Consider the following 23,256-nt stretch of genomic DNA (forward strand, 5'->3'; position numbering starts at 1 on the left):
AAGGAACCGACCATGTCCAAGCACACGCTCTCCGTCCTGGTGGAGAACACCCCCGGCATCCTGGCCCGGATCGCCGCCCTGTTCTCCCGTCGCGGCTTCAACATCGACTCCCTCGCGGTCGGTGTCACCGAGCACCCCGAGATCTCCCGGATCACCATCGTGGTGACGGTGGTCGAGGAACTGCCGCTGGAGCAGGTGACGAAGCAGCTCAACAAGCTCGTCAACGTCCTGAAGATCGTCGAACTGGAGCCGGGCTCCGCCGTTCAGCGGGAACTCGTTCTGGTGAAGGTGCGCGCCGACAACGAGACGCGCTCCCAGATCGTCGAGATCGTCCAGCTGTTCCGCGCGAAGACCGTCGACGTCTCCCCGGAGGCCGTCACCATCGAGGCGACCGGCTCCAACGACAAGCTGACCGCCATGCTCAAGATGCTGGAGCCCTTCGGCATCAAGGAGCTGGTCCAGTCCGGCACGATCGCGATCGGCCGCGGCGCCCGTTCCATCACGGACCGCTCGCTGCGCGCGCTCGACCGCTCGGCCTGAACACTTGAACACGGGCGGCCGGCCGTCGACCATCGACTCGGCCGCCCGTATGCCGAGACCCGCAGACTTTCATTCCGCCCGCCGTCATACGGTGGGACGCAACACCTGCACTCAAGGAGAGAACCCAAAGTGGCCGAGCTGTTCTACGACGCCGACGCCGACCTGTCCATCATCCAGGGCCGCAAGGTCGCGGTCATCGGCTACGGCAGCCAGGGCCACGCCCACGCGCTGTCCCTGCGCGACTCGGGCGCGGACGTCCGCGTCGGTCTGCACGAGGGCTCCAAGTCCAAGGCGAAGGCCGAGGAGCAGGGCCTGCGCGTGGTGACCCCGTCGGAGGCCGCCGCCGAGGCCGACGTCATCATGATCCTCGTCCCGGACCCGATCCAGGCCCAGGTCTACGAGGACCACATCAAGGACAACCTGAAGGACGGCGACGCGCTGTTCTTCGGCCACGGCCTGAACATCCGCTTCGGCTTCATCAAGCCCCCGGCCGGCGTCGACGTCTGCATGGTCGCCCCCAAGGGCCCCGGCCACCTGGTCCGCCGCCAGTACGAGGAGGGCCGCGGCGTTCCGTGTATCGCCGCCGTCGAGCAGGACGCGACCGGCAACGCCTTCGCGCTGGCGCTCTCGTACGCCAAGGGCATCGGCGGCACCCGCGCCGGCGTCATCAAGACCACCTTCACCGAGGAGACCGAGACCGACCTCTTCGGTGAGCAGGCCGTCCTCTGCGGTGGTACGGCCGCGCTGGTCAAGGCCGGCTTCGAGACGCTGACCGAGGCCGGCTACCAGCCGGAGATCGCGTACTTCGAGTGCCTGCACGAGCTGAAGCTGATCGTCGACCTCATGTACGAGGGCGGCCTGGAGAAGATGCGCTGGTCGATCTCCGAGACCGCCGAGTGGGGCGACTACGTCACCGGCCCGCGGATCATCACCGACGCCACCAAGGCCGAGATGAAGAAGATCCTCGCCGAGATCCAGGACGGCACGTTCGCCCAGCAGTGGATGGACGAGTACCACGGCGGTCTGAAGAAGTACAACGAGTACAAGACCCAGGACTCCGAGCACCTGCTGGAGACCACGGGCAAGGAGCTGCGCAAGCTCATGTCGTGGGTCAACGACGAAGAGGCCTGATCCTGTGAGGCCGGCCGTGGCGGGGTTCACCCGGTGCCACGGCCGGCCTTGTTTCACGTCCGGGTGATCCTTCCGCAGTGGCGTGAGGCGACGCCCCCGGCGCCACTACACTGCTGCACTACATACGCGTCGGGCCCACAGCGTCGTGCGTCTTCCACGCGGACACCACCCTCCACCGCCTGCGGCCGTCGGGACGGCCGTCCGCAGCATTGGACTTGTGAGGACTCACGTGAGCTCGAAACCAGTCGTACTGATCGCTGAAGAGCTGTCGCCCGCCACCGTCGACGCGCTGGGCCCGGACTTCGAGATCCGGAACGTCAACGGAGCGGACCGAGCCGAACTGCTTCCGGCCATCGCCGACGTCGACGCGATCCTGATCCGCTCGGCCACCAAGGTCGACGCCGAGGCGATCGCCGCCGCGAAGAAGCTGAAGGTCGTCGCGCGTGCCGGCGTCGGCCTGGACAACGTGGACGTCTCCGCCGCCACCAAGGCCGGCGTGATGGTCGTCAACGCCCCCACCTCGAACATCGTGACCGCCGCCGAGCTGGCCTGCGGTCTGCTGCTCGCCACCGCCCGCCACATCCCGCAGGCGAACACGGCGCTGAAGAACGGCGAGTGGAAGCGCAGCAAGTACACGGGCGTGGAGCTGGCCGAGAAGACCCTCGGTGTCGTGGGTCTCGGCCGCATCGGCGCGCTGGTCGCCCAGCGCATGTCCGCGTTCGGCATGAAGGTCGTCGCCTACGACCCCTATGTGCAGCCCGCGCGGGCCGCGCAGATGGGCGTGAAGGTCCTCTCGCTGGACGAGCTGCTGGAGGTCTCCGACTTCATCACCGTCCACCTGCCGAAGACCCCCGAGACGGTCGGTCTGATCGGCTCCGAGGCGCTGCAGAAGGTCAAGCCGTCGGTGCGGATCGTCAACGCCGCGCGTGGCGGGATCGTCGACGAGGCCGCGCTGTACTCGGCGCTCAAGGAGGGCCGGGTCGCCGGCGCCGGCCTCGACGTGTACGCGAAGGAGCCCTGCACCGACTCGCCGCTCTTCGAGCTGGACGAGGTCGTCTGCACCCCGCACCTGGGCGCGTCCACCGACGAGGCGCAGGAGAAGGCCGGTATCGCGGTCGCCCGTTCCGTGCGTCTCGCCCTCGCCGGTGAGCTGGTCCCGGACGCGGTGAACGTCCAGGGCGGTGTCATCGCCGAGGACGTCAAGCCGGGCCTGCCGCTCGCCGAGCGCCTCGGCCGGATCTTCACCGCGCTCGCCGGTGAGGTCGCGGTCCGCCTCGACGTCGAGGTGTACGGCGAGATCACCCAGCACGATGTGAAGGTGCTGGAGCTGTCCGCGCTCAAGGGTGTCTTCGAGGACGTCGTCGACGAGACGGTGTCGTACGTCAACGCTCCGCTGTTCGCGCAGGAGCGGGGTGTCGAGGTGCGGCTGACGACCTCGTCCGAGTCGCCCGACCACCGCAATGTCGTCACCGTGCGCGGCACGCTCGGCAGCGGCGAGGAGGTGTCGGTCTCCGGCACGCTTGCCGGGCCGAAGCACCACCAGAAGATCGTCGCGGTCGGTGAGTACGACGTGGATCTGGCGCTCGCCGATCACATGGTCGTCTTCCGGTACGTCGACCGGCCCGGCGTCGTCGGCACGGTGGGGCGGATCTTCGGCGAGGCCGGGATCAACATCGCCGGAATGCAGGTGGCGCGGTCCGCGGCGGGCGGGGAGGCGCTGGCCGTGCTGACCGTCGACGACACGGTGCCGCAGCCGGTGCTCGTGGAGGTCGCGGAGGAGATCGGCGCGACGTCCGCGCGGTCGGTGAACCTGGTCTGAGGTTCGGTCTGTCGTTTTCGGGTGGGGCCTGGTCGCCGGGGGCGACCGGGCCCCTTCCTTTTCGCTGCGCGGACGGGGTGCGTTGTCGGGCGCGGGTCCGGTGGGGCTTCTCGCGCAGTTCCCCGCGCCCCTAAAAGCTTCAGGCCCCTGCGGGCCTGAAAAGACCAGCCCTCCACGGCCTGAAAGGCGAGCGGTGGCGGGGCCGAAAGGCGAGCGGTGGCGGGGCTGAAAGGCGAGCGGTGGCAGGGCTGAAGGCGACCGGCGGCTGGGCTGAAAGGCGGTCGGTGGCGGGCCTGAAAAGTGACCGGCGGCGGGGCCGAAAGGCGAGCGGTGACGGGGCTGAAAGGCGAGCGGTGGCAGGGCTGAAGGCGACCGGCGGCTGGACTGAAAGGCGGTCGGCGGGGGCCTGGAAAGTGACCGGCGGCGGGTCTGAAAGGTGACCGGTGGCGGGGCTGAAAGGCACGGGGCGTAGCCCCTGCTTTTCAGGGGCGCGGGGAACTGCGCGACCAGCCCCCACCGGACGCGCGCGTACCCACCCACCCCCGCGCGGAGCGCGAAAATGGGGGGGCGAAGGGGCGCAGCCCCTGGGGCATGGGACGGGTAGGGGCGGCGGGGGCGAGGAAAACCCGGTGCGTGCCAGGATGGCCGGGTGGCTCAGAACATCGTTTACGCGCCGTTCGTCGGGCGAAATGCCGAGATGGCTCGGCTGAGAGACGTGGTGGACCGGGCAGGCCGCGGAGAACCGCGGGCCGTACTGGTGGCAGGCGACGCGGGGGTCGGAAAGAGCCGCACGCTGACGGAGGCCGCGGCGTACGCGACCGCCAGGGGGACCGTCGTCTTCACCGGGCACTGCGTGGACCTAGGCGACGTAGGTCTGCCCTATCTCCCGTTCACCGAGATCCTCGGCGCCCTCGCCGCGGACGACCGGTTCGCACCGCTGCTGGAGGCCCACCCCGCCGCGGCCCGCCTCCTCGGCGGCGGAGCCGACGGCGGCGACCGGCTCCAGCTCTTCGAGGGCGTCGCCGCGCTGCTGACCGACCTCACCGCGACGACTCCCGCCCTGCTCGTGCTGGAGGACCTGCACTGGGCCGACCAGTCCTCACGGGACCTGCTGCGTTTCCTGCTCAGCCGGGGCGTCCTCCAGCGCCCCACCCCCGGCACCCCCGTCCACCGCCTCGCCGTCTTCGCCTCGTACCGCGCCGACGACCTGCACCGCCGCCACCCCCTGCGCCCCCTGCTCGCCGAGCTGGTGCGGCTGCCCGCCGTGGAACGGCTGGAGCTGCGGCCGATGCCGGACCAGGAGGTCGCCCGGCTGGTGCGTTCGCTGCGTGCCGAGCCGCTGCCCGAGGCCACGGTCGGCCGGATCGTCGAACGGGCCGAGGGCAACGCCTTCTACGCGGAGGAACTGCTGGCGGCGACCGCGGACGAGCCGGAGGCGGTCCTGCCGAGCGGGCTGGCCGACGTCCTGCTGATCCGGATCGAGCAACTGCCCCCCGCCGCCCAGCAGGTGCTGCGCACGGCGGCCGTGGCGGGCCGCCGGGTCGGGCACGACCTGCTGCGGGAGGCCGTGCAACTCTCCGACGACGAGCTGGAGTCCGCGCTGCGGGAGGCGGTCGGCCGCCAACTGCTGGTGCCGGGCCGGGAGTCGACGTACGAGTTCCGGCACGCCCTCACCCGGGAAGCGGTCTACGCGGATCTGCTGCCGGGCGAACGGGTGCGCCTGCACGGGGTGTTCGCGAAGCTGCTGGCCCGCCGGGGCCGGGCGGCGGAGAGCGCCGAGCGGGCGCACCACTCGCGTGAGAGCCATGACCTCGCCGACGCGCTGACCGCGTCCGTGGAGGCCGCCGACCACGCGCACGGGATCGGCGCGCCCGCCGAGGAGTTGCGGCATCTGGAGGGCGCCCTCGATCTGTGGTCGTCCGTGGAGTGCGGGGCCCGGCCCCGGGACCTCGACACGGTCACCCTCACCCTGCGGGCCTCGTCCGCCGCCGCGCGCGCCGGGGAGAACCACCGCGCGGTCTCGCTCTCCCGCTCGGCGCTCGCCGGAGCGAGCCCGGACGCCGACTCCGAACTCGCCGCCCGGGTGCGCTACACCCTCGCCGGTGACCTGATGCGCGTGGACAGCCTGCAGGCCGCGTTCCGGTACAGCAGCGAGGCGCTGGCGATGATCCCCGCCGAACCCCCGTCCCGTACCTGGGTGTGGGCGGCGGCGACCCATGTGATGGCGGCGCGGTACGTGGGGGAGGACGAGGAGGCCGGGCGGGTCGCGCGACAGGCGCTGGGCGTCGCCGGGCGGCTCGCGCTGGCCGACGCGGAGGCCGACCTGACCATCTCCGTCGTCGGTCTCGACCCCGGGAGCAACCGGCGCTCCCGGGAGGGCCGGGCCCGGCTGAAGGACGCCCGGGAACTGGCCCGGCGGGCGGGCAACGTCCCGGTGGAGATGCGCGCCCTGTTCAACCTCGCCGTCGGCTGCTTCGAGTCCGGCGACCTGGACGACTGCCTCGGCTGGCTCTCCGAGGGGCTGGAGCGGGCGGGCAGCACCGGGCTGCTCTCCTCCCCGTACCCGGTGGAGATGCGCTACCTCCACTCCCTGTGCCTGTACACGCTGGGCCGCTGGGACGAGTGCGTCCGTTCGGCCGCCGACGCCGACCGGCTGCCCGCGACCGCCGGTTACGCGGTCGGCCCCGCCCTGTACGTCGCCCTCGCACGCGGCGACGAGAGCGCGGTGGAGAGGGCGCGGGCGCTCCTGGACGGGCCGTACGACTTCATGGCCGCCCTCGTCGCGGGGATCACCCTCACCGAGGCGGCCGTCCTGCGGCACGACCCGGAGGGCGCCGTCGCACAGTTCCGTACGAGTGTCGCCGTCCTCACCGAGCAGGCCGGGGCGCGGCCCGACGCGACCGTACGGCTCGCCGCGCTCACCCTCGGGGCCGTCGCGGACGCGGTGGCGGAGCGGCGGTCGGCCGGGGACGAGACGGGGGTACGGCACTGGGTCCCCACGGGCGAGGAGCTGGTGGAGGCCGCGCGGATCACCGCGGCCGAGGGGGAGGACGGGGGCCGGCAGGGTCCGGAGGGGCTGGCCTGGCTGGCGCGGGCCGAGGCCGAGTGGACGCGGATGACGACCGGCCCCGATGTGCGGGCCTGGCGCAGGGCGGTGGACGCGTTCGCGTTCGGTGATCCGTACGAGCGGGCGCGGTGCCGGCTGCGACTGGCGGAGGCGCTGCTGGGCGCGGGCGCGCGGGAGGAGGCCGGGGCCGAGGCGCGGGCGGTGGGGGAGGCCGCCGACCGGCTGGGGGCGGTGGCGCTGCGCGCCGACCTGGACGCGCTGGTCCGTCGGGGACGGCTCGCGGAGGCGTCGGCGGCCGGGGACCTGCCCGCGCTCACCGCGCGGGAGAGCGATGTCCTGCGGCTGCTCGCCCTCGGGCGCACCAACCGGCAGATCGGCGACGAACTGTTCATCACCGGGAAGACGGCGAGCGTCCACGTGTCCAACATCCTGGCCAAGCTCGGGGCGGCGAGCCGTACGGAGGCGGTGGCCATCGCGTACCGGGAGGGGCTGATCACGGCGGGCTGATCACGGCGGGCCGGCCCTGGGGCCCTTGCGGGTCCTGGTCCTAGTCCGTCGGCCAGACCGTCATGTCGCCGTTGACGAAGCTGACGCCGCTGTCCGGCAGCGCGGTGGACTTCACCTGGACCACGAACAGGGCGATGTCCCCGGCGGGGGTCTTGAAGCACAGCTCGCTGCCGGCCGCCGCCGCGGCCAGCGGGAAGCGGTGGCTCGTGGCCCCGGTGAGGGCGATGCGGCACGATTCGAGCGTGGCGCCCGGCTCGGCGTACAGCATGGTGAGCACGCTCTTCTCGCTCTCCAGAGCGCAGCTGTCCTGCGCGCAGGTGAAGCGGATGTCGCCCTTGCGGTCGTCACGGACGTTCTTGTAGAGCGGTGCCCTGATGTCGAGGGAGTTCTTCTGGTTCAGGAACACCAGAGGGTTGGCGATGCCGCGGGGCTCGGCGGACCCGGTCGGGGAGGAGCCGGACGCCTCGGACGTGCCGCTGTCGGCCCCCTGAGATCCCGTGGTCCCCTCGGATTCCTTGGTTCCTCGGGATTCCTCGGTTTCCTTGGCCGACGAGGACGAGGACGAGGACGACGAGGAGGTCGTCACCCGGTCGCGGATCCGGTCCACCCCCTGCGCGACCGTCCAGACCAGGCCCGACAGCAGCAGGGAGCCGCCGACGACGGCCACGGCCGTGATCAGCGCGGTCCGGCGGCGTCGGGCGCGCCGCTGCTGAGGCCCCTCCGGTCTCGCGGGCCCGTGCGGACCCGTCACCGTCATGGGCCCGTGCAGCACCAGCGGCCCGTGCGGACCGAAGGACCGGGTCGGCGACAGCGGCGGCACCGGGTGGGCGACGGTGGGCCGTTGGGACGCCGCCGGGGGCGGTACCGGGACCTCCGGGCCCGTGACCTCACGCCAGACGGCCGGGCCGCCGCCCGTCCCGGTGTCCGGGCCCAGCTGGTCACGGCACCACGCGACGATCTCCGCCGGGCCGGGCCGCCGCGCCGGGTCGACGGCGAGACACCGGGCCATCATCGGGCGGAGCCGCTCCGGCAGCAGGGAGAGGTCGGGGGCCGAGTGCACGATCCGGTACAGCACGCCGACCGAGGGCCCGTCGCCGTACAGCGGTTCGCCGAGCGCCGCGAACGCCGCCGTCTGCCCCAGCGCGAAGACATCGGTCGCCGTCGTGACGTCACCCCCGGTCGCCTGTTCGGGGGCCATGAACTGGGGGGTGCCGACCGCGGTGCCGGTGGCCGTGTGCGAGGTGAGGTCGGCGGCCACCGAGATACCGAAGTCGATCACCCGGGGCCCGTCGGCGGCCAGCAGCACGTTCGACGGCTTCAGGTCGCGGTGCACGATGCCCTCGTCGTGGATGGCCTGCAGCGCCTCGGCCACCCCCGCCATCAGCCAGAGCACGGCGGGCACCGGCAGCGGGCCGCGTCTGCCGACGGCCTCCGCCAGGGAGGGGCCGGGCACGTAGAGCGTGGCCAGCCAGGGCGGTACGCCGTCCGCGTCGGCGTCGATCAGCTCGGCGGTGTACGCGCCCCGGACCCGCCGGGCCGCCTTGATCTCCCGGCCGAACCGCCGCCGGAAGGCCGGATCGTCGGCCAGCTCCGGGCGGACCACCTTGATCGCCACCGGTCTGCCGCCCTGTGTGTGCGACAGATAGACCCGGCCCATGCCACCCGCCCCGAGCCGGGCGGCGAGACGGTAGCCCGCCACCTGTGACGGGTCGTCCGACTGGAGCGGCTGGAACACCTCGGTCGCGTTGTTCAACGGTGTACGTCCCCCTGCTGTCCTGATCTCCCCCGAAGCATCGGTCCGATGATCCGACCGACAGGAGCAGCCTAAAGGTTGTTGTGTGCACGCTGATCCGAGTTGCGTCGGAAGGGGACCGAGGCCGGCCCGACCGGACGTCAGAGCCGCGCTCCCTTGAGCGCCATGTGCAGCAGCAGCCGGTCCTCGCCGTCCGTCAGGCGCAGCCCGGTGAGCGCTTCGACGCGGGAGAGGCGGTAGTAGAGCGTCTGACGGTGGATACCCAGCTCGGCGGCGGTGTGCCCCGCCCGGCCCGCGTGGTCGAGGAACGCCTCGGCGGTGCGGGCGAGTTCGCGGTGGGCGGGGGCCAGGAGGGCGCGGACGGACGGGTCCTGCGGGGTGTCGCGGGGGAGCGCGGTGAGCAGGCGGTACGGGCCGATGGAACGCCACTGGGCGACCGGGCCGAGCCGTGGCTCCGCCAGCGCCGCGCGGGCCGCCGCCGAGGCCTCCCGCCAGTCGGTGCCCAGTTCGGAGAGCCCGGCGCGAGCGCCCGAGACACCCGCCGCCGCGTGCGCGCCCGCGCGCTCCAGGAGCCGGGCCGCCGCCGTGAGCGCCGGGGCAGGAACGTCCGCCGAGCGGAGCCGCACCAGCAGGGCCAGGCCCTGGCCCGCCGCACCCCACGGCACCGTGCACAGCGCGGTCGCCCCCGGCACCGTACGGAACGACGGGGCGTCGTCCGGGTCGGCGGACGGCCAGGGGGCGACGCACACCATCGTGTGGACGCCGTCGGCGCGGGGGCCGAGGGCCGCGCGCAGCTCCGCCACCGCCATGTCGTGCTCCCAGTCGCGCTCCGCGGTGAGCACCGCGCGCAGCTCGCGGGTGAGGTCCGCGCCGGCCTGGGCCTCGTCCGCGAGGAGGGCGCCGATCCGGGAGGCGACCGCCATCGCGGCTTCCAGCTGGGCGTGGGTCGGGCCCGGGTCGCCGTCCAGGAGCCAGACGTAGCCGAGGACGACACCCCGGTGGCGTACGGGGAGGCAGACGCGGCCCCGGAGCACCCCGGCCTCCGGGGTCGGCGGGATACGGACCGGGGCCGTCGCCCGGGTGATGCCGAAGCCCTCGAACCACTCCCGGACCGCCGCCGTCGAGCGGCGGGTCAGGATCGAGCGGGTGCGGACCGGGTCCAGGGCCGACGGATCGAGATCGCCCTCGCTGTCGTACGCGCCGAAGGCGATCAGCTCGAAGTCGCGGTTCTCCAGCGTCGCCGGGGCGCCGAGCAGCCCGGAGATCTCGTCGACGAGGTCCTGGTAGGCACCCACGGGGTGGGGCGAGGGGCTTTCGGGCGTCACCCGGGCATTGTCGCGTACTCCCGGGGATCCTTCATACATCTGTCTGAGATCTGCGGCACGGATACGTGACAGCTGTCGATGGCCGCCGTACGGGGGGATCCTTAGGTTTCACGGTGGTTCTATCTGCTGGTCTGTGGAGGTGCCCCGTGCTGGGTCCCGTGATTCTCGCCGCGTCGCGCAGCGACCGGATGCGACGCCTGATCTCGGCGGCGCCCGTCACCAAGCAGGTCGTCGACCGCTTCATCCCCGGTGAACGGGTCGACGACATCGTCCCGGTCGTCCGGGACCTCACGGGCAGGGGCCTGGAGGTGACGCTGGACGTCGTCGGCGAGGACATCACCCGTCCGGAGCAGGCCGCCGCCGCCCGTGACGCCTATCTGGAGCTGATCGACCGGCTGAAGGAACTGGAGCTGGGCGAGCGCGCCGAGATGTCGGTCAAGCTCTCCCTCTTCGGCCAGGCGCTGGAGCGCGGTCACGAGCTGGCCCTCGCCAACGTCCGCCCGGTCGTCGAGGCCGCCGCGGCGATCGGGACCACGGTCACGCTCGACGCCGAGGACCACACCACCCTCGACTCGATGTTCGCCATCCACGACGAGCTGCGCCGGGACTTCCCGCAGACGGGGTGCGTCATCCAGGCCTACCTGTTCCGCACCGAGGCCGACGCCCGCCGCCTCGCCGAGAACGGCAGCCGGGTGCGGCTGGTCAAGGGCGCCTACAAGGAGCCCGTCTCCGTCGCCTTCCAGCAGAAGGCCGAGATCGACAAGGCGTACGTCCGCGTCCTGAAGATCCTGATGGACGGGGAGGGGTACCCGATGATCGGGTCCCACGACCCGCGCCTGATCTCCATCGCCCAGGAACTCGCCCGCCGGGCCGGGCGCAAGCCCGACGAGTACGAGTTCCAGATGCTGTACGGCATCCGCGGCGACGAGCATCTGCGGCTCGCCGCCGAGGGACACCGGATGCGGGTCTACACCGCGTACGGCACCGACTGGTACGGCTATTTCATGCGCCGCCTCGCGGAGAAGCCGGCGAACCTGCGCTTCTTCGCCCGCTCGATGGTCAGCAAGGGCTGAGCCGCCGCTCGCCGAGGACACCACCCGGCACACGACACCGCTCACGACACCGCTCACGTCAAGGAGACATGGAAACCATGGACGCTGTGACCCAGGTCCCCACCCCCGTCAACGAGCCGGTGCACGGCTACGCCCCCGGCTCGCCCGAGCGGGCCCGGCTGGAGGCCAGGCTGAAGGAGCTGGCCGAGAACCCGGTCGAGCTGCCGATGACCATCGGCGGGGAGAAGCGGATGGGCGGCGGCGACCGCTTCGACGTCGTCCAGCCGCACAACCACAAGGCCCGCCTCGGCACCTACGCCAACGCCACCCGGCAGGACGCCCGGGACGCCATCGACGCGGCCCTCGCCGCCGCGCCCGCCTGGCGCGCGATGTCCTTCGACGACCGCGCCGCGATCATCCTGCGCGCCGCCGAACTGCTCGCCGGCCCCTGGCGCGAGACGCTGGCCGCCTCCACCATGCTGGGCCAGTCGAAGACCGCCCAGCAGGCCGAGATCGACTGCCCCTGCGAACTGGTCGACTTCTGGCGCTTCAACGTCAAGTACGCCCGTGACCTGCTCGCCGAGCAGCCGCCGGCGAACTCCCCGGGCGTCTGGAACCGCCTCGACCACCGCCCCCTCGAAGGCTTCGTCTACGCGATCACGCCCTTCAACTTCAGCGCGATCGCGGGCAATCTGCCGACCGCCCCGGCCCTGATGGGCAATGTCGTCGTCTGGAAGCCGTCGCCGACCCAGACCCACGCCGCCGTGCTGCTGATGCGGCTGCTGGAGGAGGCGGGGCTGCCCAAGGGCGTCATCAACCTCGTCACCGGCGACGGCATCGAGGTCTCCGAGGTCGCCCTCGAACACCGTGACCTCGCCGGCATCCACTTCACCGGCTCGACCAAGACCTTCCAGTACCTGTGGAAGACGGTCGGCGCGAACATCGAGAAGTACCGCTCCTACCCGCGCCTGGTCGGCGAGACCGGCGGCAAGGACTTCGTGGTCGCCCACCCGAGCGCCGACCGCGCGGTGCTCAAGACCGCGCTCACCCGGGGCGCCTTCGAGTACCAGGGCCAGAAGTGCAGCGCGACCTCCCGGGCGTACATCCCGGCGTCGATCTGGAACTCCGGCTTCAAGGAGGAGTTCGCCGCCGAGGTCGACTACCTGACCATGGGCGATGTCACCGACCTCGCCAACTTCGTCGGCGCCGTCATCGACGAGCGCGCCTTCGCCAAGAACAAGGCGGCCATCGACCGCGCCAAGGCCGACCCGACCTGCACGATCGTCGCGGGCGGCTCCTACGACGACTCGGTCGGCTACTTCGTCCGCCCGACCGTCGTGGAGTGCACCGACCCGGCCAACGAGGTCTTCACCACCGAGTACTTCGGCCCGTTCCTCGCCGTGCACGTGTACGAGGACGACGAGTACGACGCCATGCTGGCCCAGATGGAGTCGGTCTCCGACTACGCCCTGACCGGCGCGGTCATCTCCGGGGACCGCGCGGCGGCGGCGTACACGATGGAGAAGCTGCGCTACGCGGCCGGCAACTTCTACATCAACGACAAGTCCACCGGTGCGGTCGTCGGGCAGCAGCCCTTCGGCGGCGGGCGGGCCTCCGGCACCAACGACAAGGCCGGGGCCCCGCAGAACCTGATGCGCTGGACCCTGACCCGCGCGATCAAGGAGACCCTGGTGGCGCCGACGGACTACACGTACCCGCACATGGGCTGAGATCGGCCACGCCCCTCTTCCGTGACCCCCTGAGCGCGTTCCGGCTCGGGGGGTCCGGTGCGTGGGCGGCTGCGGGTGCGCGAGAAGCCCCCACCGGACCCGCACCCGACATGTGACGCAACCCGCCGTCTCAGATAGTAGGAAGTCCGACTACTTGTAGAGACAGACGCGCGCCTCTCGCCTAGCTTTGTAGGAGCCGAACGTCTCGCTCGATCCAGCGAATGGCGGTCGTGAGCCGGAGCCCGAGGCAGGCAACCCCTGCGGCCCCGCTCCCCGCCCCACCCGGCGTCTCGTACCCCTCCCGTTTCCGTACTCCGGAATGCCTCGAAGGAGTCGATTCCCCATGGCCGAGACGACCGTCCGCCGCCGAGTCCGTCACATCTCCCGGACCACCGAGTCCGACCGCAAGAACGCCGCCGCCGCCCTTCAGCGCGCCCTCGACCGCAGGGACAACGGCGGTTCGACCGGGCACTGAGCGCCCCCGTCAGCCGGGAGCCGCACCCCTTCGGCGTGCGGCGCGGCCACGGGTGGACGCCCGCGCCGCGCCGTACCCCGAAGCGGACTCACGCCCCGCGCCGCACCTCGAAGTGGTCCACGCGCTCGCCGTCCTGGGCCAGCGCCGACACCTTCAGGACCGGGCGCGCGCCGCTCTCCACCTCCACGGAGAGCAGGGAGAAGCCCCGGTAGCGCACCCGTGACCACTCCACCGTCTCCGCCTTCGACCTGCGCGACTTCGTCCACTCGAAGGTCTCGACGGCGTCGTGGCGGGTGACGTGCCCCTCGTAGCTCTCCTTCACGCCCGACGGGAAGCCGTACAGGTCGCGCCCGCCGCCGCCCGCCGTGACGTACACGATCCCGTCCCGGGTCGGGTCGGTCGACGCGCCGATCGGGACCGCCCTGCCGACCTCGCCGTCCTTGACGGCGTCGGTCCGCTCGTAGACATGGTTGTGGCCGTTGACCACCAGATCCACCTGGTGCTTGGTGAACAGCGGCAGCCAGGTGTCGCGGACACCGCCGTCGGAGGCGTGCGCGGACGTCGAGTAGGCGCAGTGGTGGAAGAAGACGACGATGAAGTCGACGCCCTTCGCCGCCCGCAGCTCGCCGAGCTTCCGGTCCAGCCACGCGGTCTGCCGGCCGCCGGAGTAGCCGAAGTTGGCGGGGATCTCGTACGAGACGTCGTTCGCGTCCAGCGCCACGAAGCCGACGTTGCCGTAGGTGAACGCGTACACCCCCGGGGACGAGCGCGGGTCGAAGCCGTTGTCCGGGAGGGACCAGCGGGCGAGCTGGCCGCCGTAGCCGTCCGGCGAGTACCAGGCCTCCATGTCGTGGTTGCCGGTGGTCACCATCCACGGCACGGACCGGGCCACCGACTCGTTCTGCTTGAGGAACAGGTCCCAGAACGCGGGGTCGTAGCCGTCCGACTCCACCCCCTTGCCGTTGCCGTTCGCGTAGCAGATGTCGCCCGCGTGGAGATGGAAGGCGGGCTTCTGGCGGACGATCAGGTTGTCGTTGGCCGCCGCGGCCTTGCCGACGCCCTGGTCGCCGAACGCGGTGAACACGAACGTCCCGGGCGCGGCCGGCGCGGTGCGGAAGCTGCCGATCGTCGAGCGGCGCTCCGGGGAGGCCGGGTCGAAGCCCTCGTGCCCGACGCCGTAGTAGTACGTCGTGCCGGGGCGCAGCCCGTCCAGCGCCGCGTGCAGGTAGTACTGCTCCAGTTCCAGGCGTACGCCCTCGACGCCCGGCGTGTGCAGGGCGCGGACCTCGGCCTCGATCCTCCGGGTCAGCTCCTCCGGCTTCAGACCCACCCGGAGGTACGGCTTCCTCACCGCGAGCGGTACCTGCCAGGAGATCCGCATCTGGGTCTTCGGGTCGCCGCCGAAGGCCAGATGGCGGCCGAAGGGGGTGACGGCGGAGCCGGGGAGCCCGGACGTGGCGGGCGACGGGGACGAGGACGACGAGGTCGTCGCGTTCGGCGAGGCCGACGATCCGGAGCCGCCGCAGCCGGTCAGCAGCCCGCCCGCCGCGAGCGAGCCGGCCGTCACCAGCGTGCGGCGGCGCGTCAGCTTCGTACGCAGGTACTCGTGCTGCTCGGCCATGCTCATCCGGCGCGCGAGCTGCGGCGGGATGCCGAAGTCGGGTATATCCATGCAGTCGAAGTTCCCAGCGAATCCCAACACCCGCCCCCCGTACGGGTGAACGCGGGGTGACGTGTGGGCACCGTCACCCTCCGCCGCCGCCCTCCGGTCACCCCTTCGCGCGTCCGTATCGCGGACACCCCATGTCATCCCCTGGGACAAGGAGTACGGTGCCGTCATGTCTCGCAGCCTGAATCTCGCAGTGATCCCCGGTGACGGCATCGGTCAGGAAGTCGTGGCGCAGGGGCTCAAGGTCCTCTCCGCCGTCCTTCCGCAGGACGTGAAGCTGGAGACCAAGGAGTTCGACTTCGGCGCCCGGCGCTACCACGCCACCGGTGAGACCCTCACCGACGCCGACCTCGACGCGCTGAAGAAGCACGACGCGATCCTGCTCGGCGCCATCGGCGACCCGAGCGTCCCCTCCGGGGTCCTGGAGCGCGGCTTCCTGCTCAAGCTCCGCTTCGCCTTCGACCACCACGTGAACCTGCGTCCGTCGAAGCTGCTCCCCGGTGTCGCCACCCCGCTCGCCGGTCAGCCCGAGATCGACTTCGTCGTGGTCCGCGAGGGCACCGAGGGCCCGTACACGGGCAACGGCGGCACCATCAGGAAGGGCACCGAGCACGAGGTCGCCACCGAGGTCTCCGTGAACACGGCCTTCGGTGTGGAGCGCGTGGTCCGCGACGCGTTCGCCCGCGCCCAGGCCCGCCCGCGCAAGAAGCTCACCCTCGTCCACAAGAACAACGTGCTGACCTTCGCCGGTCACCTGTGGACGAACATCTTCAACAAGGTGGCCGAGGAGTTCCCCGAGGTCACCACCGACTACATCCACGTCGACGCGGCCACCATCTACCTGGTCACCGACCCGGCCCGGTTCGACGTGATCGTCACCGACAACCTCTTCGGCGACATCATCACCGACCTCGCCGCGGCCGTCTCCGGCGGCATCGGCGTCGCCGCCAGCGGGAACATCAACCCGTCCGGCGAGTACCCCTCGATGTTCGAGCCGGTGCACGGCTCCGCGCCCGACATCGCCGGCCAGGGCAAGGCCGACCCCTCCGCCACGGTCCTGTCCGTCGCCCTGCTCCTGCGCCACCTCGGCTACGAGACCGAGGCCGCGCGGATCGAGGAGGCCGTCTCCACCGACCTCGCGGAGCGCGTGGGCAAGCCCGCCCGTTCGACGGACGAGATCGGCGACGCGCTCGCCGTACGAGTAGCCGGCTGACCCGCCGCGCCACTCGAAGTTCTTTCGAAGCCGCCGGGTCGCACCAGCACCCGGCGGCTTCCGTATGACTTCCCCATGGTCCCGCCGGGTGTCACCATCATCCCTGGGTCGCATTCACGCCGTTTTCGTCCGCCGACTCCGCTTGCGATAATCGAACGCGGAGCCGCCGAATGAGGCAATGCTCGGACGTCCTAGCAGTCGCCACCGGCAGTGCGGACGTGAGCGCGGCCCGTCACACACAACCGGTGAAGGACAACCACTCATGACGACGCCCACGATCGAGCTCAAGCCCTCGGCCTCGCCACTTTCCGACGCGCAGCGCGACGCGGTCCTGGCCGACCCCGGCTTCGGCCGCCACTTCACCGACCACATGGTCGTCATCAAGTGGACCGAGGGCCGCGGCTGGCACGACGGCCAGCTCGTTCCGTACGCGCCGCTCTCCCTCGACCCGGCCACCATGGTCCTGCACTACGCGCAGGAGATCTTCGAGGGCCTGAAGGCCTACCGGCAGCCCGACGGCTCCGTCGCCACCTTCCGCCCGGAGAAGAACGCGGCGCGCTTCCAGGCCTCCGCCCGCCGCCTCGGCATGCCGGAGCTGCCGGTCGAGACGTTCATCGAGGCCTGTGACGCGCTGGTCCGGCAGGACCAGGCCTGGGTTCCGGCCCATGGCGGCGAGGAATCCCTCTACCTGCGCCCCTTCATGATCGCCACCGAGGTCGGCCTGGGCGTCAAGCCCGCCAACGAGTACCTGTTCCTGGTCATCGCCTCCCCGGCCGGCGCCTACTTCCCCGGCGGCGTGAAGCCGGTCTCCATCTGGGTCTCCGAGGACCACGTCCGCGCCGTCCCCGGCGGCATGGGCGACGCGAAGACCGGCGGCAACTACGCGGCCTCCCTGCTCGCCCAGGCCGAGGCGGCGGCCGAGGGCTGCGCCCAGGTCTGCTACCTCGACGCGGTCGAGCGCACCTGGGTCGAGGAGCTGGGCGGGATGAACCTGTACTTCGTGTACGGCGACCGCATCGTCACCCCCTCGCTCACCGGCTCCATCCTGGAGGGCGTCACCCGTGACTCCCTGCTGACCGTCGCCGCCGACCTCGGGTACACCGCCGAGGAGGGCCGGATCTCCGTCGACCAGTGGCAGGCCGACGCCGAGAGCGGTGCCCTCACCGAGGTGTTCGCCTGCGGTACGGCCGCCGTCATCACCCCCGTCGGCACGGTCAAGCGCACCGGCGCCGCCTGGCAGCAGTCCGCCGGCGAGCCCGGCCCCGTCACCCTCAAGCTCCGCGAGGCGCTGCTGAACATCCAGCGCGGCACGGTCGAGGACAAGCACGGCTGGATGCACGAGCTGGGCTGACCCCGGCCGCACCACTTCCTCGTCAGGGCCGCCACGGACGCCTCGTCCGCGGCGGCCCTGCCGTGTTCGGGCCCGCTTCTCCTGGCGCCCGCCTCTTAGAGCGTTGCTCAATCGAGAGCCGCCCTTGCATCTCGCACCCTTCCCTGCTCGGGTTCCCTCTGCTTAGAGTGGCGTTCTAAGACATGGTGAACGAGGGCGCAAGGAGGTGTCGCCGTATGCGACTCACCCCCACCGAACGCGACCGGCTGCTCCTCTTCGGCGCCGCCGAGCTGGCCAGGGCCCGCCGGGCGCGGGGCCTGCGGCTGAACGTGCCCGAGGCGACCGCCCTGATCGCGGACACGGTGTGCGAGGCGGCCCGGGACGGGGTGCGGCTCGCCGAGGCGATCACGCGGGCGCGGAGCGTGCTCGGCCCCGACGACGTCCTGCCGGGTGTCGCGGACATCGTCACCGAGGTCCAGGTCGAGGCCGTCTTCGACGACGGGTCACGGCTGGCGGTGGTCTCCGACCCCCTCGCCGCCGCGGGGCTCGGGTCCGGCGCGCCCGGCGCACTCCTGCCGGGTCCGGCACACACCGAACCCGAGGCGGTCGTCCGGCTCACGGTCACCAACACCGCCGGTGTGCCGGTCTCCGTCACCTCCCACTTCCACTTCTTCGAGGCCAACCCCCGGCTCGACTTCGCGCGGGCGGCGGCGTACGGGATGCGGCTCGCCGTCCCCGCCGGGTCGTCGGTGCGGTTCGGGCCGGGGGAGAGCGCGGAGGTCGGGCTCGTGCCGATCGGGGGCGCCCGGACCGCGATCGGCTTCGCCGGTCTCGTCGACGGGGAGCTGGACGCGCCCGGCGCCAAGGAGGAGGCCCTGCGCCGGGCCGCCGCCTGCGGCTACCTGGGGGCGGACCGATGAGCGCCGATCCCCATGCCTACGCGGCCACCCACGGCCCCCGCGCCGGCGACCGCCTCCGGCTCGGGGACTCGGGGCTCGTGATCCGCGTCGAGTCGGACTCCCAGCGGTACGGCGACGAGTTCCTGGCCGGCTTCGGGAAGACCGCGCGGGACGGGCTGCACCTCAGGGCGGCGGCCGTCCGGGAGACCTGTGACGTCGTGATCAGCAATGTCGTGGTGATCGACGCGGTGCAGGGCGTCCGGAAGGTGTCCATCGGCATCCGCGAGGGGCGGATCAGCGCGATCGGGCGGGCCGGGAACCCCGACACCCTCGACGGGGTCGAGGTCGTCGTCGGCACGGGCACCTCCATCGTCTCCGGCGAGGGGCTGATCGCCACCGCCGGGGCCGTCGACACCCATGTCCATCTGCTGTCGCCGCGGATCATGGAGGCCTCGCTCGCCTCCGGGGTGACCACGATCATCGGGCAGGAGTTCGGGCCGGTGTGGGGCGTCGGGGTCAACTCGCCCTGGGCGCTGCGGCACACCTTCAACGCCTTCGACGCCTGGCCGGTCAACATCGGCTTTCTGGGCCGGGGTTCGTCGTCCCACCCGGCACCCCTGGTCGAGGCCCTCGCCGAGGGCGGCGCCTCCGGTTTCAAGGTGCACGAGGACATGGGCGCCCACACCCGGGCGCTGGACACGGCCCTGCGGGTCGCCGAGGAGCACGACGTCCAGGTCGCCCTGCACAGCGACGGGCTGAACGAGTGCCTGTCGGTCGAGGACACCCTGCGGGTGCTGGAGGGCCGGACCGTCCACGCCTTCCACATCGAGGGCTGCGGCGGCGGCCATGTACCGAACGTCCTGAAGATGGCCGGGGTCCCGAACGTCATCGGCTCCTCCACCAACCCGACCCTCCCCTTCGGCCGGGACGCCGTCGCCGAGCACCACGGGATGATCGTCTCCGTCCACGGCCTCAAGACCGACCTGCCCGGCGACGCGGCGCTGGCCCGCGACCGCATCCGCGCCGGGACGATGGGCGCCGAGGACGTCCTGCACGACCTGGGCGCCATCGGCATCACCTCCTCGGACGCGCAGGGCATGGGCCGCGCGGGGGAGACCGTCCGGCGGACCTTCGCGATGGCCGGGAAGATGAAGGCCGAGTTCGGCTCCCCGGACGACGGCGACGACAACGAGCGCGTCCTGCGCTACATCGCCAAGCTGACCGTCAACCCGGCCGTCGCCCACGGCCTTTCGCACGAGATCGGCTCCATCGAGGTCGGCAAGCTGGCCGACCTCGTGCTGTGGCGGCCCGAGTACTTCGGCGCCAAGCCCCAGCTCGTGCTGAAGTCCGGCTTCCCGGCGTACGGCGTGGTCGGCGACCCGAACGCGGCGACGGACGTCTGTGAACCCCTGGTCCTGGGGCCGCAGTTCGGGGCGTACGGCGCCACGCCCGCCGACCTCTCCGTGGCCTTCGTCGCACGGGCCGCCCTCGACCAGGGCGGTGACACGCTGCCGACCCGGCGCCGCAGGGTCGCCGTGCACGGCACCCGGGGGATCGGCCCGGCCGATCTGCGCCTCAACTCCCGTACCGGATCGGTCGACGTGGACCAGCGCACCGGACTGGTCACCCTCGACGGCGAACCGCTGCGCTCCGCGCCGGCCGAGTCCGTCTCCCTCAACCGCCTCTACTTCCTCTGAGGACCGCCATGTCCGCTGCCGCCGACGGTTTCCGTATGCCCCCCGAGTGGGCCCCGCACGAGCGCACCTGGATGGCGTGGCCGGGGCCGAACCCGACCTTCGAGGACCCGGACGACCTGGCGGAGGCCCGGCGGGCCTGGGCGTCCGTCGCCCGTGCCGTGCGCCGGTTCGAACCGGTGACCGTGGTGTGCGGGCCGGGGCAGTCGAGGCAGGCGCGCACCCTGCTGGGCGAGGACGTCGACACCGTGGAACGGGAACTGGACGACGCCTGGATGCGGGACATCGGGCCCACCTTCCTCACCGACGGAAGTGAACTGGCCGCCGTCGACTGGACGTTCAACGGCTGGGGCGCCCAGCCCTGGGCCCGCTGGGAGCACGACGCGCGGATCGCCGGGCAGGTCGCCGAGCTGGCGGGCGCCCGGACGTACACCTCGAAGCTGGTCAACGAGGGCGGGGCGATCCATGTCGACGGCGAGGGGACGGTCCTGCTCACGGAGACCGTGCAGCTCGGCCCGGAGCGCAACCCCGGCTGGAGCCGCGAGCAGGCGGAGGCGGAGGTGCACGCCCTGCTCGGCACCCGCAAGGCGATCTGGCTGCCGTGCGGCCTCACCGGCGACTATCCGCCCCACGGCTACGGCACCCTCGGCCATGTCGACATCGTGGCGGCCTTCGCCCGGCCCGGCGTGGTCGTGGCCCACTCCCAGCCGGACCCGGCCCACCCCGACCACCGGATCACCCGGGAGATCATCGGCCTGCTGCGGGCCGAGACCGACGCGTGCGGGCGGCGCCTGGAGGTCGTCGAGGTCCCCGCGCCGACCGTGCTGGAGGCGGACGGCCGCTGGGCCGACTACTCCTACATCAACCACTACCTCGTCAACGGCGGAGTCGTCCTGTGCGGCTTCGACGATCCGCGCGACGAGATCGCCGCCGGGATCTTCCGCCGCCTCTTCCCGGAGCGGACGGTCACGCTCGTCGACGCCCGCACCGTCTTCGCGGGCGGCGGCGGCATCCACTGCGTCACCCAGCAGCAGCCGAGGACAGCCCCCCGGCGTCAGGTAGAAACGTACGGATGACCACGCCACCGCCCCCGCCGCAGCCGCCGCTCACCACGGCCCGGCGCCGCAACACCGCCCCGCCCCGCGAGGACGTCCTGGCCGCCGCCATGGGCATGATCGCCGAACGGGGTCTGGAGAAGCTGACCATGGCGGCGCTCGGCCGCGAGGTCGGCATGAGCAGTGGCCATCTCCTCTACTACTTCCACTCCAAGGACGAACTCCTGCTGCGGACCCTGGAGTGGAGCGAGGGCCGGCTCGGCGCCGAACGCGCCCGGCTGCTCACCCGTACGGACACCGCCCGCGAACGGCTGGAAGCGTACGTGGACCTGTATGTCCCGGACGGCCACCGCGACCCGCACTGGACGCTCTGGCTGGAGGTCTGGAACCGCTCGCAGAACGCCGACGACGACGCCCGCGACCGGCAGGCCGCCATCGAGGGCGCCTGGCACCGCGACCTGGTGGCCCTGCTCGCGGAGGGTGTGTCGAAGGGGGAGTTCCGCGAGGTCGACCCGGACCGGGTCGCCGCCCGGCTGCGGGCCCTGCTCGACGGCTTCTCCATCCATGTGGCCATCGGGCTGCGCGGGACGGACCGTGGCCAGATCCTGTCCCACGTAGGGGAGTTCCTCGACGAGTCACTCGGCTGAGCGCACCGGTCATGGCGCGTGCGGTGTTCGCGGACAGGCGATCAGCCGCCCGGGTTGTACGTAATCGAGCGCATTGACCCGGGGTGGGTGATGCGTTTGTATCGCCGTGAGCCCTCGGCGAAGGGCCGGGGGACGACAAGGTTTCGGGGGAGCCGTGTCCAGAGCCGCACAAGTGTCCAAGCACCGCGACGCCCGCTCAGGTGCCGTGTCACCGGTCTCCTTGGCCTCGGCGCTGCTGCTCGCGCTCACCGCCGCCCCGAGCGCCACCGCGGCGACGCCGCACCCCTCACCCGACGGGCACGCCCCGCGCGTCGAACGCGTCAGCACCGCCCCCGACGGCGGCCAGCTGCCCGGCGCCTCCTCCGGCGCGGCCGTCAGTGCCGACGGCCGGTACGCGGTGTTCGCCACGGCCGACCCCGGCGGCGGCTCCGACCAGCTCCTGTACGTCAAGGACCTGCGCACCGGACGGCTCACGCAGGTCCCCGAGGACCTGCAGTACACCGGCGGCCCGATGATCGGCGCCGACGGCCGCCGTATCGCCTACAACAACAGCAACCGCTTCCCGCGCCCGTACGTGTACGACCGCGCGACCGGCCGGACACAGGCGCTGTGGCCCGCGCGGGAGCCGGACGGCAGCTCCTACGAACTGGGCACGGTGAGCGCGATCAGCGCCGACGGCCGGCCCGTCGCCTACACGATCGGCAACCGCCACGGTGACCAGTTCGCCCGGGTGCTGTACGTCCGCGACCTGGTCACCGGCACCGACGAGCAGATCACCGCGCTGCCGCCCGAGGGCATGATCACCCACGCCCGGCTGAGCGCGGACGGCCGTACCGTCGCCTACGGTGTCCTGGTGCGCACCGCCTCGGGCCCGCTCGGCCGGGTCTACGTCAAGGACCGGCGGACGGGCACGACCCACCGGGTGGACCCCGACCCGGCCGCCGGCTCCACCCTCGCCCAGCTCTCCGACGACGGCCGCCGGGTCCTCCTCACCACGACACCGGCCACGTCACCGACCCCGGGCACGCCCCAGCCGTACGTCCACGACCGGCGCACCGGCCGCACCGAACCGGTGGGACCCGCGGGCAGTACGGCGGTCGCCGGCGACGCCACCGGCCGGTACGCCCTGCTCGGCCGGGACGGCGCACTGACCCTCCTCGATCTGCGCACCGGCGCGCACCGGCCCGTGACCACGACCGGTACCGCGCTCCCGGGCGCGGTCACCCGTCACGGCCGCGCCGTGGTGTTCACCTCCACGGCTGACGACCTGGTCCCGGACGACACCAACGGCGTCGCGGACGTGTTCATCCGGTGGGGCCGCTGAACCGGCCCTCCACACACCGGAGTTCA

Annotated in this window: 17 protein-coding genes; 14 read left to right on the forward strand and 3 right to left on the reverse strand. The window is 72.1% G+C overall.

Annotated elements, in window-relative coordinates; translation table 11 throughout:
* Positions 1–12: 12 nt before the first annotated feature.
* The 4 genes from ilvN to J8M51_RS20420 all read left to right on the forward strand — a co-directional run bounded on the left by ilvN (position 13) and on the right by J8M51_RS20420 (position 7,064).
* Complete coding sequence (gene ilvN, locus J8M51_RS20405) at positions 13–540, forward strand: acetolactate synthase small subunit (protein WP_086754663.1); 528 nt, start codon at positions 13–15, stop codon at positions 538–540.
* Between the two features lie 129 nt (positions 541–669).
* Positions 670–1,671 carry a ketol-acid reductoisomerase gene (gene ilvC, locus J8M51_RS20410; protein WP_086754662.1) on the forward strand — a complete coding sequence of 334 codons (1,002 nt, stop codon included), beginning with the start codon at positions 670–672 and terminating at the stop codon, positions 1,669–1,671.
* A gap of 229 nt (positions 1,672–1,900) precedes the next feature.
* Positions 1,901–3,490, forward strand: coding sequence for a phosphoglycerate dehydrogenase (gene serA, locus J8M51_RS20415; protein ID WP_086754661.1), 1,590 nt, complete (start codon positions 1,901–1,903; stop codon positions 3,488–3,490).
* A 649-nt stretch (positions 3,491–4,139) separates the two neighbouring features.
* A complete protein-coding gene (locus tag J8M51_RS20420) occupies positions 4,140–7,064 on the forward strand; it encodes a helix-turn-helix transcriptional regulator (protein ID WP_216590486.1) in 2,925 nt (974 codons plus the stop codon).
* 40 nt (positions 7,065–7,104) lie between these two features.
* Here J8M51_RS20420 and J8M51_RS20425 read toward each other — a convergent pair whose 3' ends face one another.
* A complete protein-coding gene (locus J8M51_RS20425; protein WP_267299369.1) occupies positions 7,105–8,817 on the reverse strand; it encodes a serine/threonine-protein kinase in 1,713 nt (570 codons plus the stop codon).
* Between the two features lie 140 nt (positions 8,818–8,957).
* A complete protein-coding gene (locus J8M51_RS20430; RefSeq protein ID WP_216869836.1) occupies positions 8,958–10,181 on the reverse strand; it encodes a PucR family transcriptional regulator in 1,224 nt (407 codons plus the stop codon).
* Positions 10,182–10,288: 107 nt separating this feature from the next.
* On the opposite strand from J8M51_RS20430, the gene J8M51_RS20435 reads away from it, so the two are divergent.
* The 3 genes from J8M51_RS20435 (at position 10,289) to J8M51_RS20445 (ending at position 13,399) form a co-directional block, all read left to right on the forward strand.
* Complete coding sequence (locus J8M51_RS20435; protein ID WP_086755439.1) at positions 10,289–11,215, forward strand: proline dehydrogenase family protein; 927 nt, start codon at positions 10,289–10,291, stop codon at positions 11,213–11,215.
* A gap of 77 nt (positions 11,216–11,292) precedes the next feature.
* Complete coding sequence (gene pruA / locus J8M51_RS20440; RefSeq protein ID WP_086755438.1) at positions 11,293–12,924, forward strand: L-glutamate gamma-semialdehyde dehydrogenase; 1,632 nt, start codon at positions 11,293–11,295, stop codon at positions 12,922–12,924.
* A gap of 343 nt (positions 12,925–13,267) precedes the next feature.
* Positions 13,268–13,399 (forward strand): hypothetical protein, encoded by a 132-nt coding sequence (locus tag J8M51_RS20445; protein WP_267299370.1) that lies wholly within the window; start codon positions 13,268–13,270, stop codon positions 13,397–13,399.
* An 88-nt stretch (positions 13,400–13,487) separates the two neighbouring features.
* On the opposite strand, the gene J8M51_RS20450 is transcribed toward J8M51_RS20445, so the two are convergent.
* Positions 13,488–15,071, reverse strand: coding sequence for a purple acid phosphatase family protein (locus J8M51_RS20450; protein ID WP_216590482.1), 1,584 nt, complete (start codon positions 15,069–15,071; stop codon positions 13,488–13,490).
* 166 nt (positions 15,072–15,237) lie between these two features.
* Between J8M51_RS20450 and J8M51_RS20455 the strand changes: the two genes are divergently transcribed.
* From J8M51_RS20455 to J8M51_RS20485, 7 genes are all read left to right on the forward strand, one after another.
* Positions 15,238–16,281: a 3-isopropylmalate dehydrogenase gene (locus J8M51_RS20455; protein ID WP_086761917.1), complete on the forward strand. Its 1,044-nt coding sequence runs from the start codon at positions 15,238–15,240 to the stop codon at positions 16,279–16,281.
* Positions 16,282–16,543: 262 nt separating this feature from the next.
* Positions 16,544–17,632, forward strand: a complete 1,089-nt coding sequence (locus J8M51_RS20460) for a branched-chain amino acid aminotransferase (protein ID WP_086761915.1) — start codon at positions 16,544–16,546, stop codon at positions 17,630–17,632.
* Between the two features lie 215 nt (positions 17,633–17,847).
* Positions 17,848–18,531 carry an urease subunit gamma gene (gene ureA, locus J8M51_RS20465; RefSeq protein ID WP_086761913.1) on the forward strand — a complete coding sequence of 228 codons (684 nt, stop codon included), beginning with the start codon at positions 17,848–17,850 and terminating at the stop codon, positions 18,529–18,531.
* A complete protein-coding gene (locus J8M51_RS20470) occupies positions 18,528–20,207 on the forward strand; it encodes an urease subunit alpha (RefSeq protein ID WP_086761911.1) in 1,680 nt (559 codons plus the stop codon). The genes ureA and J8M51_RS20470 overlap by 4 nt, the downstream gene beginning before the upstream one ends.
* A gap of 8 nt (positions 20,208–20,215) precedes the next feature.
* Positions 20,216–21,280 (forward strand): agmatine deiminase family protein, encoded by a 1,065-nt coding sequence (locus J8M51_RS20475; protein WP_086761909.1) that lies wholly within the window; start codon positions 20,216–20,218, stop codon positions 21,278–21,280.
* Positions 21,277–21,906: a TetR/AcrR family transcriptional regulator gene (locus J8M51_RS20480; RefSeq protein ID WP_216590478.1), complete on the forward strand. Its 630-nt coding sequence runs from the start codon at positions 21,277–21,279 to the stop codon at positions 21,904–21,906. The genes J8M51_RS20475 and J8M51_RS20480 overlap by 4 nt, the downstream gene beginning before the upstream one ends.
* A 172-nt stretch (positions 21,907–22,078) precedes the next feature.
* Positions 22,079–23,230: a TolB family protein gene (locus J8M51_RS20485; RefSeq protein WP_256966378.1), complete on the forward strand. Its 1,152-nt coding sequence runs from the start codon at positions 22,079–22,081 to the stop codon at positions 23,228–23,230.
* The last annotated feature ends 26 nt before the right edge of the window (positions 23,231–23,256 follow it).

The sequence above is a fragment of the Streptomyces griseiscabiei genome (assembly GCF_020010925.1).
Taxonomy (GTDB): Bacteria; Actinomycetota; Actinomycetes; order Streptomycetales; family Streptomycetaceae; genus Streptomyces; species Streptomyces griseiscabiei.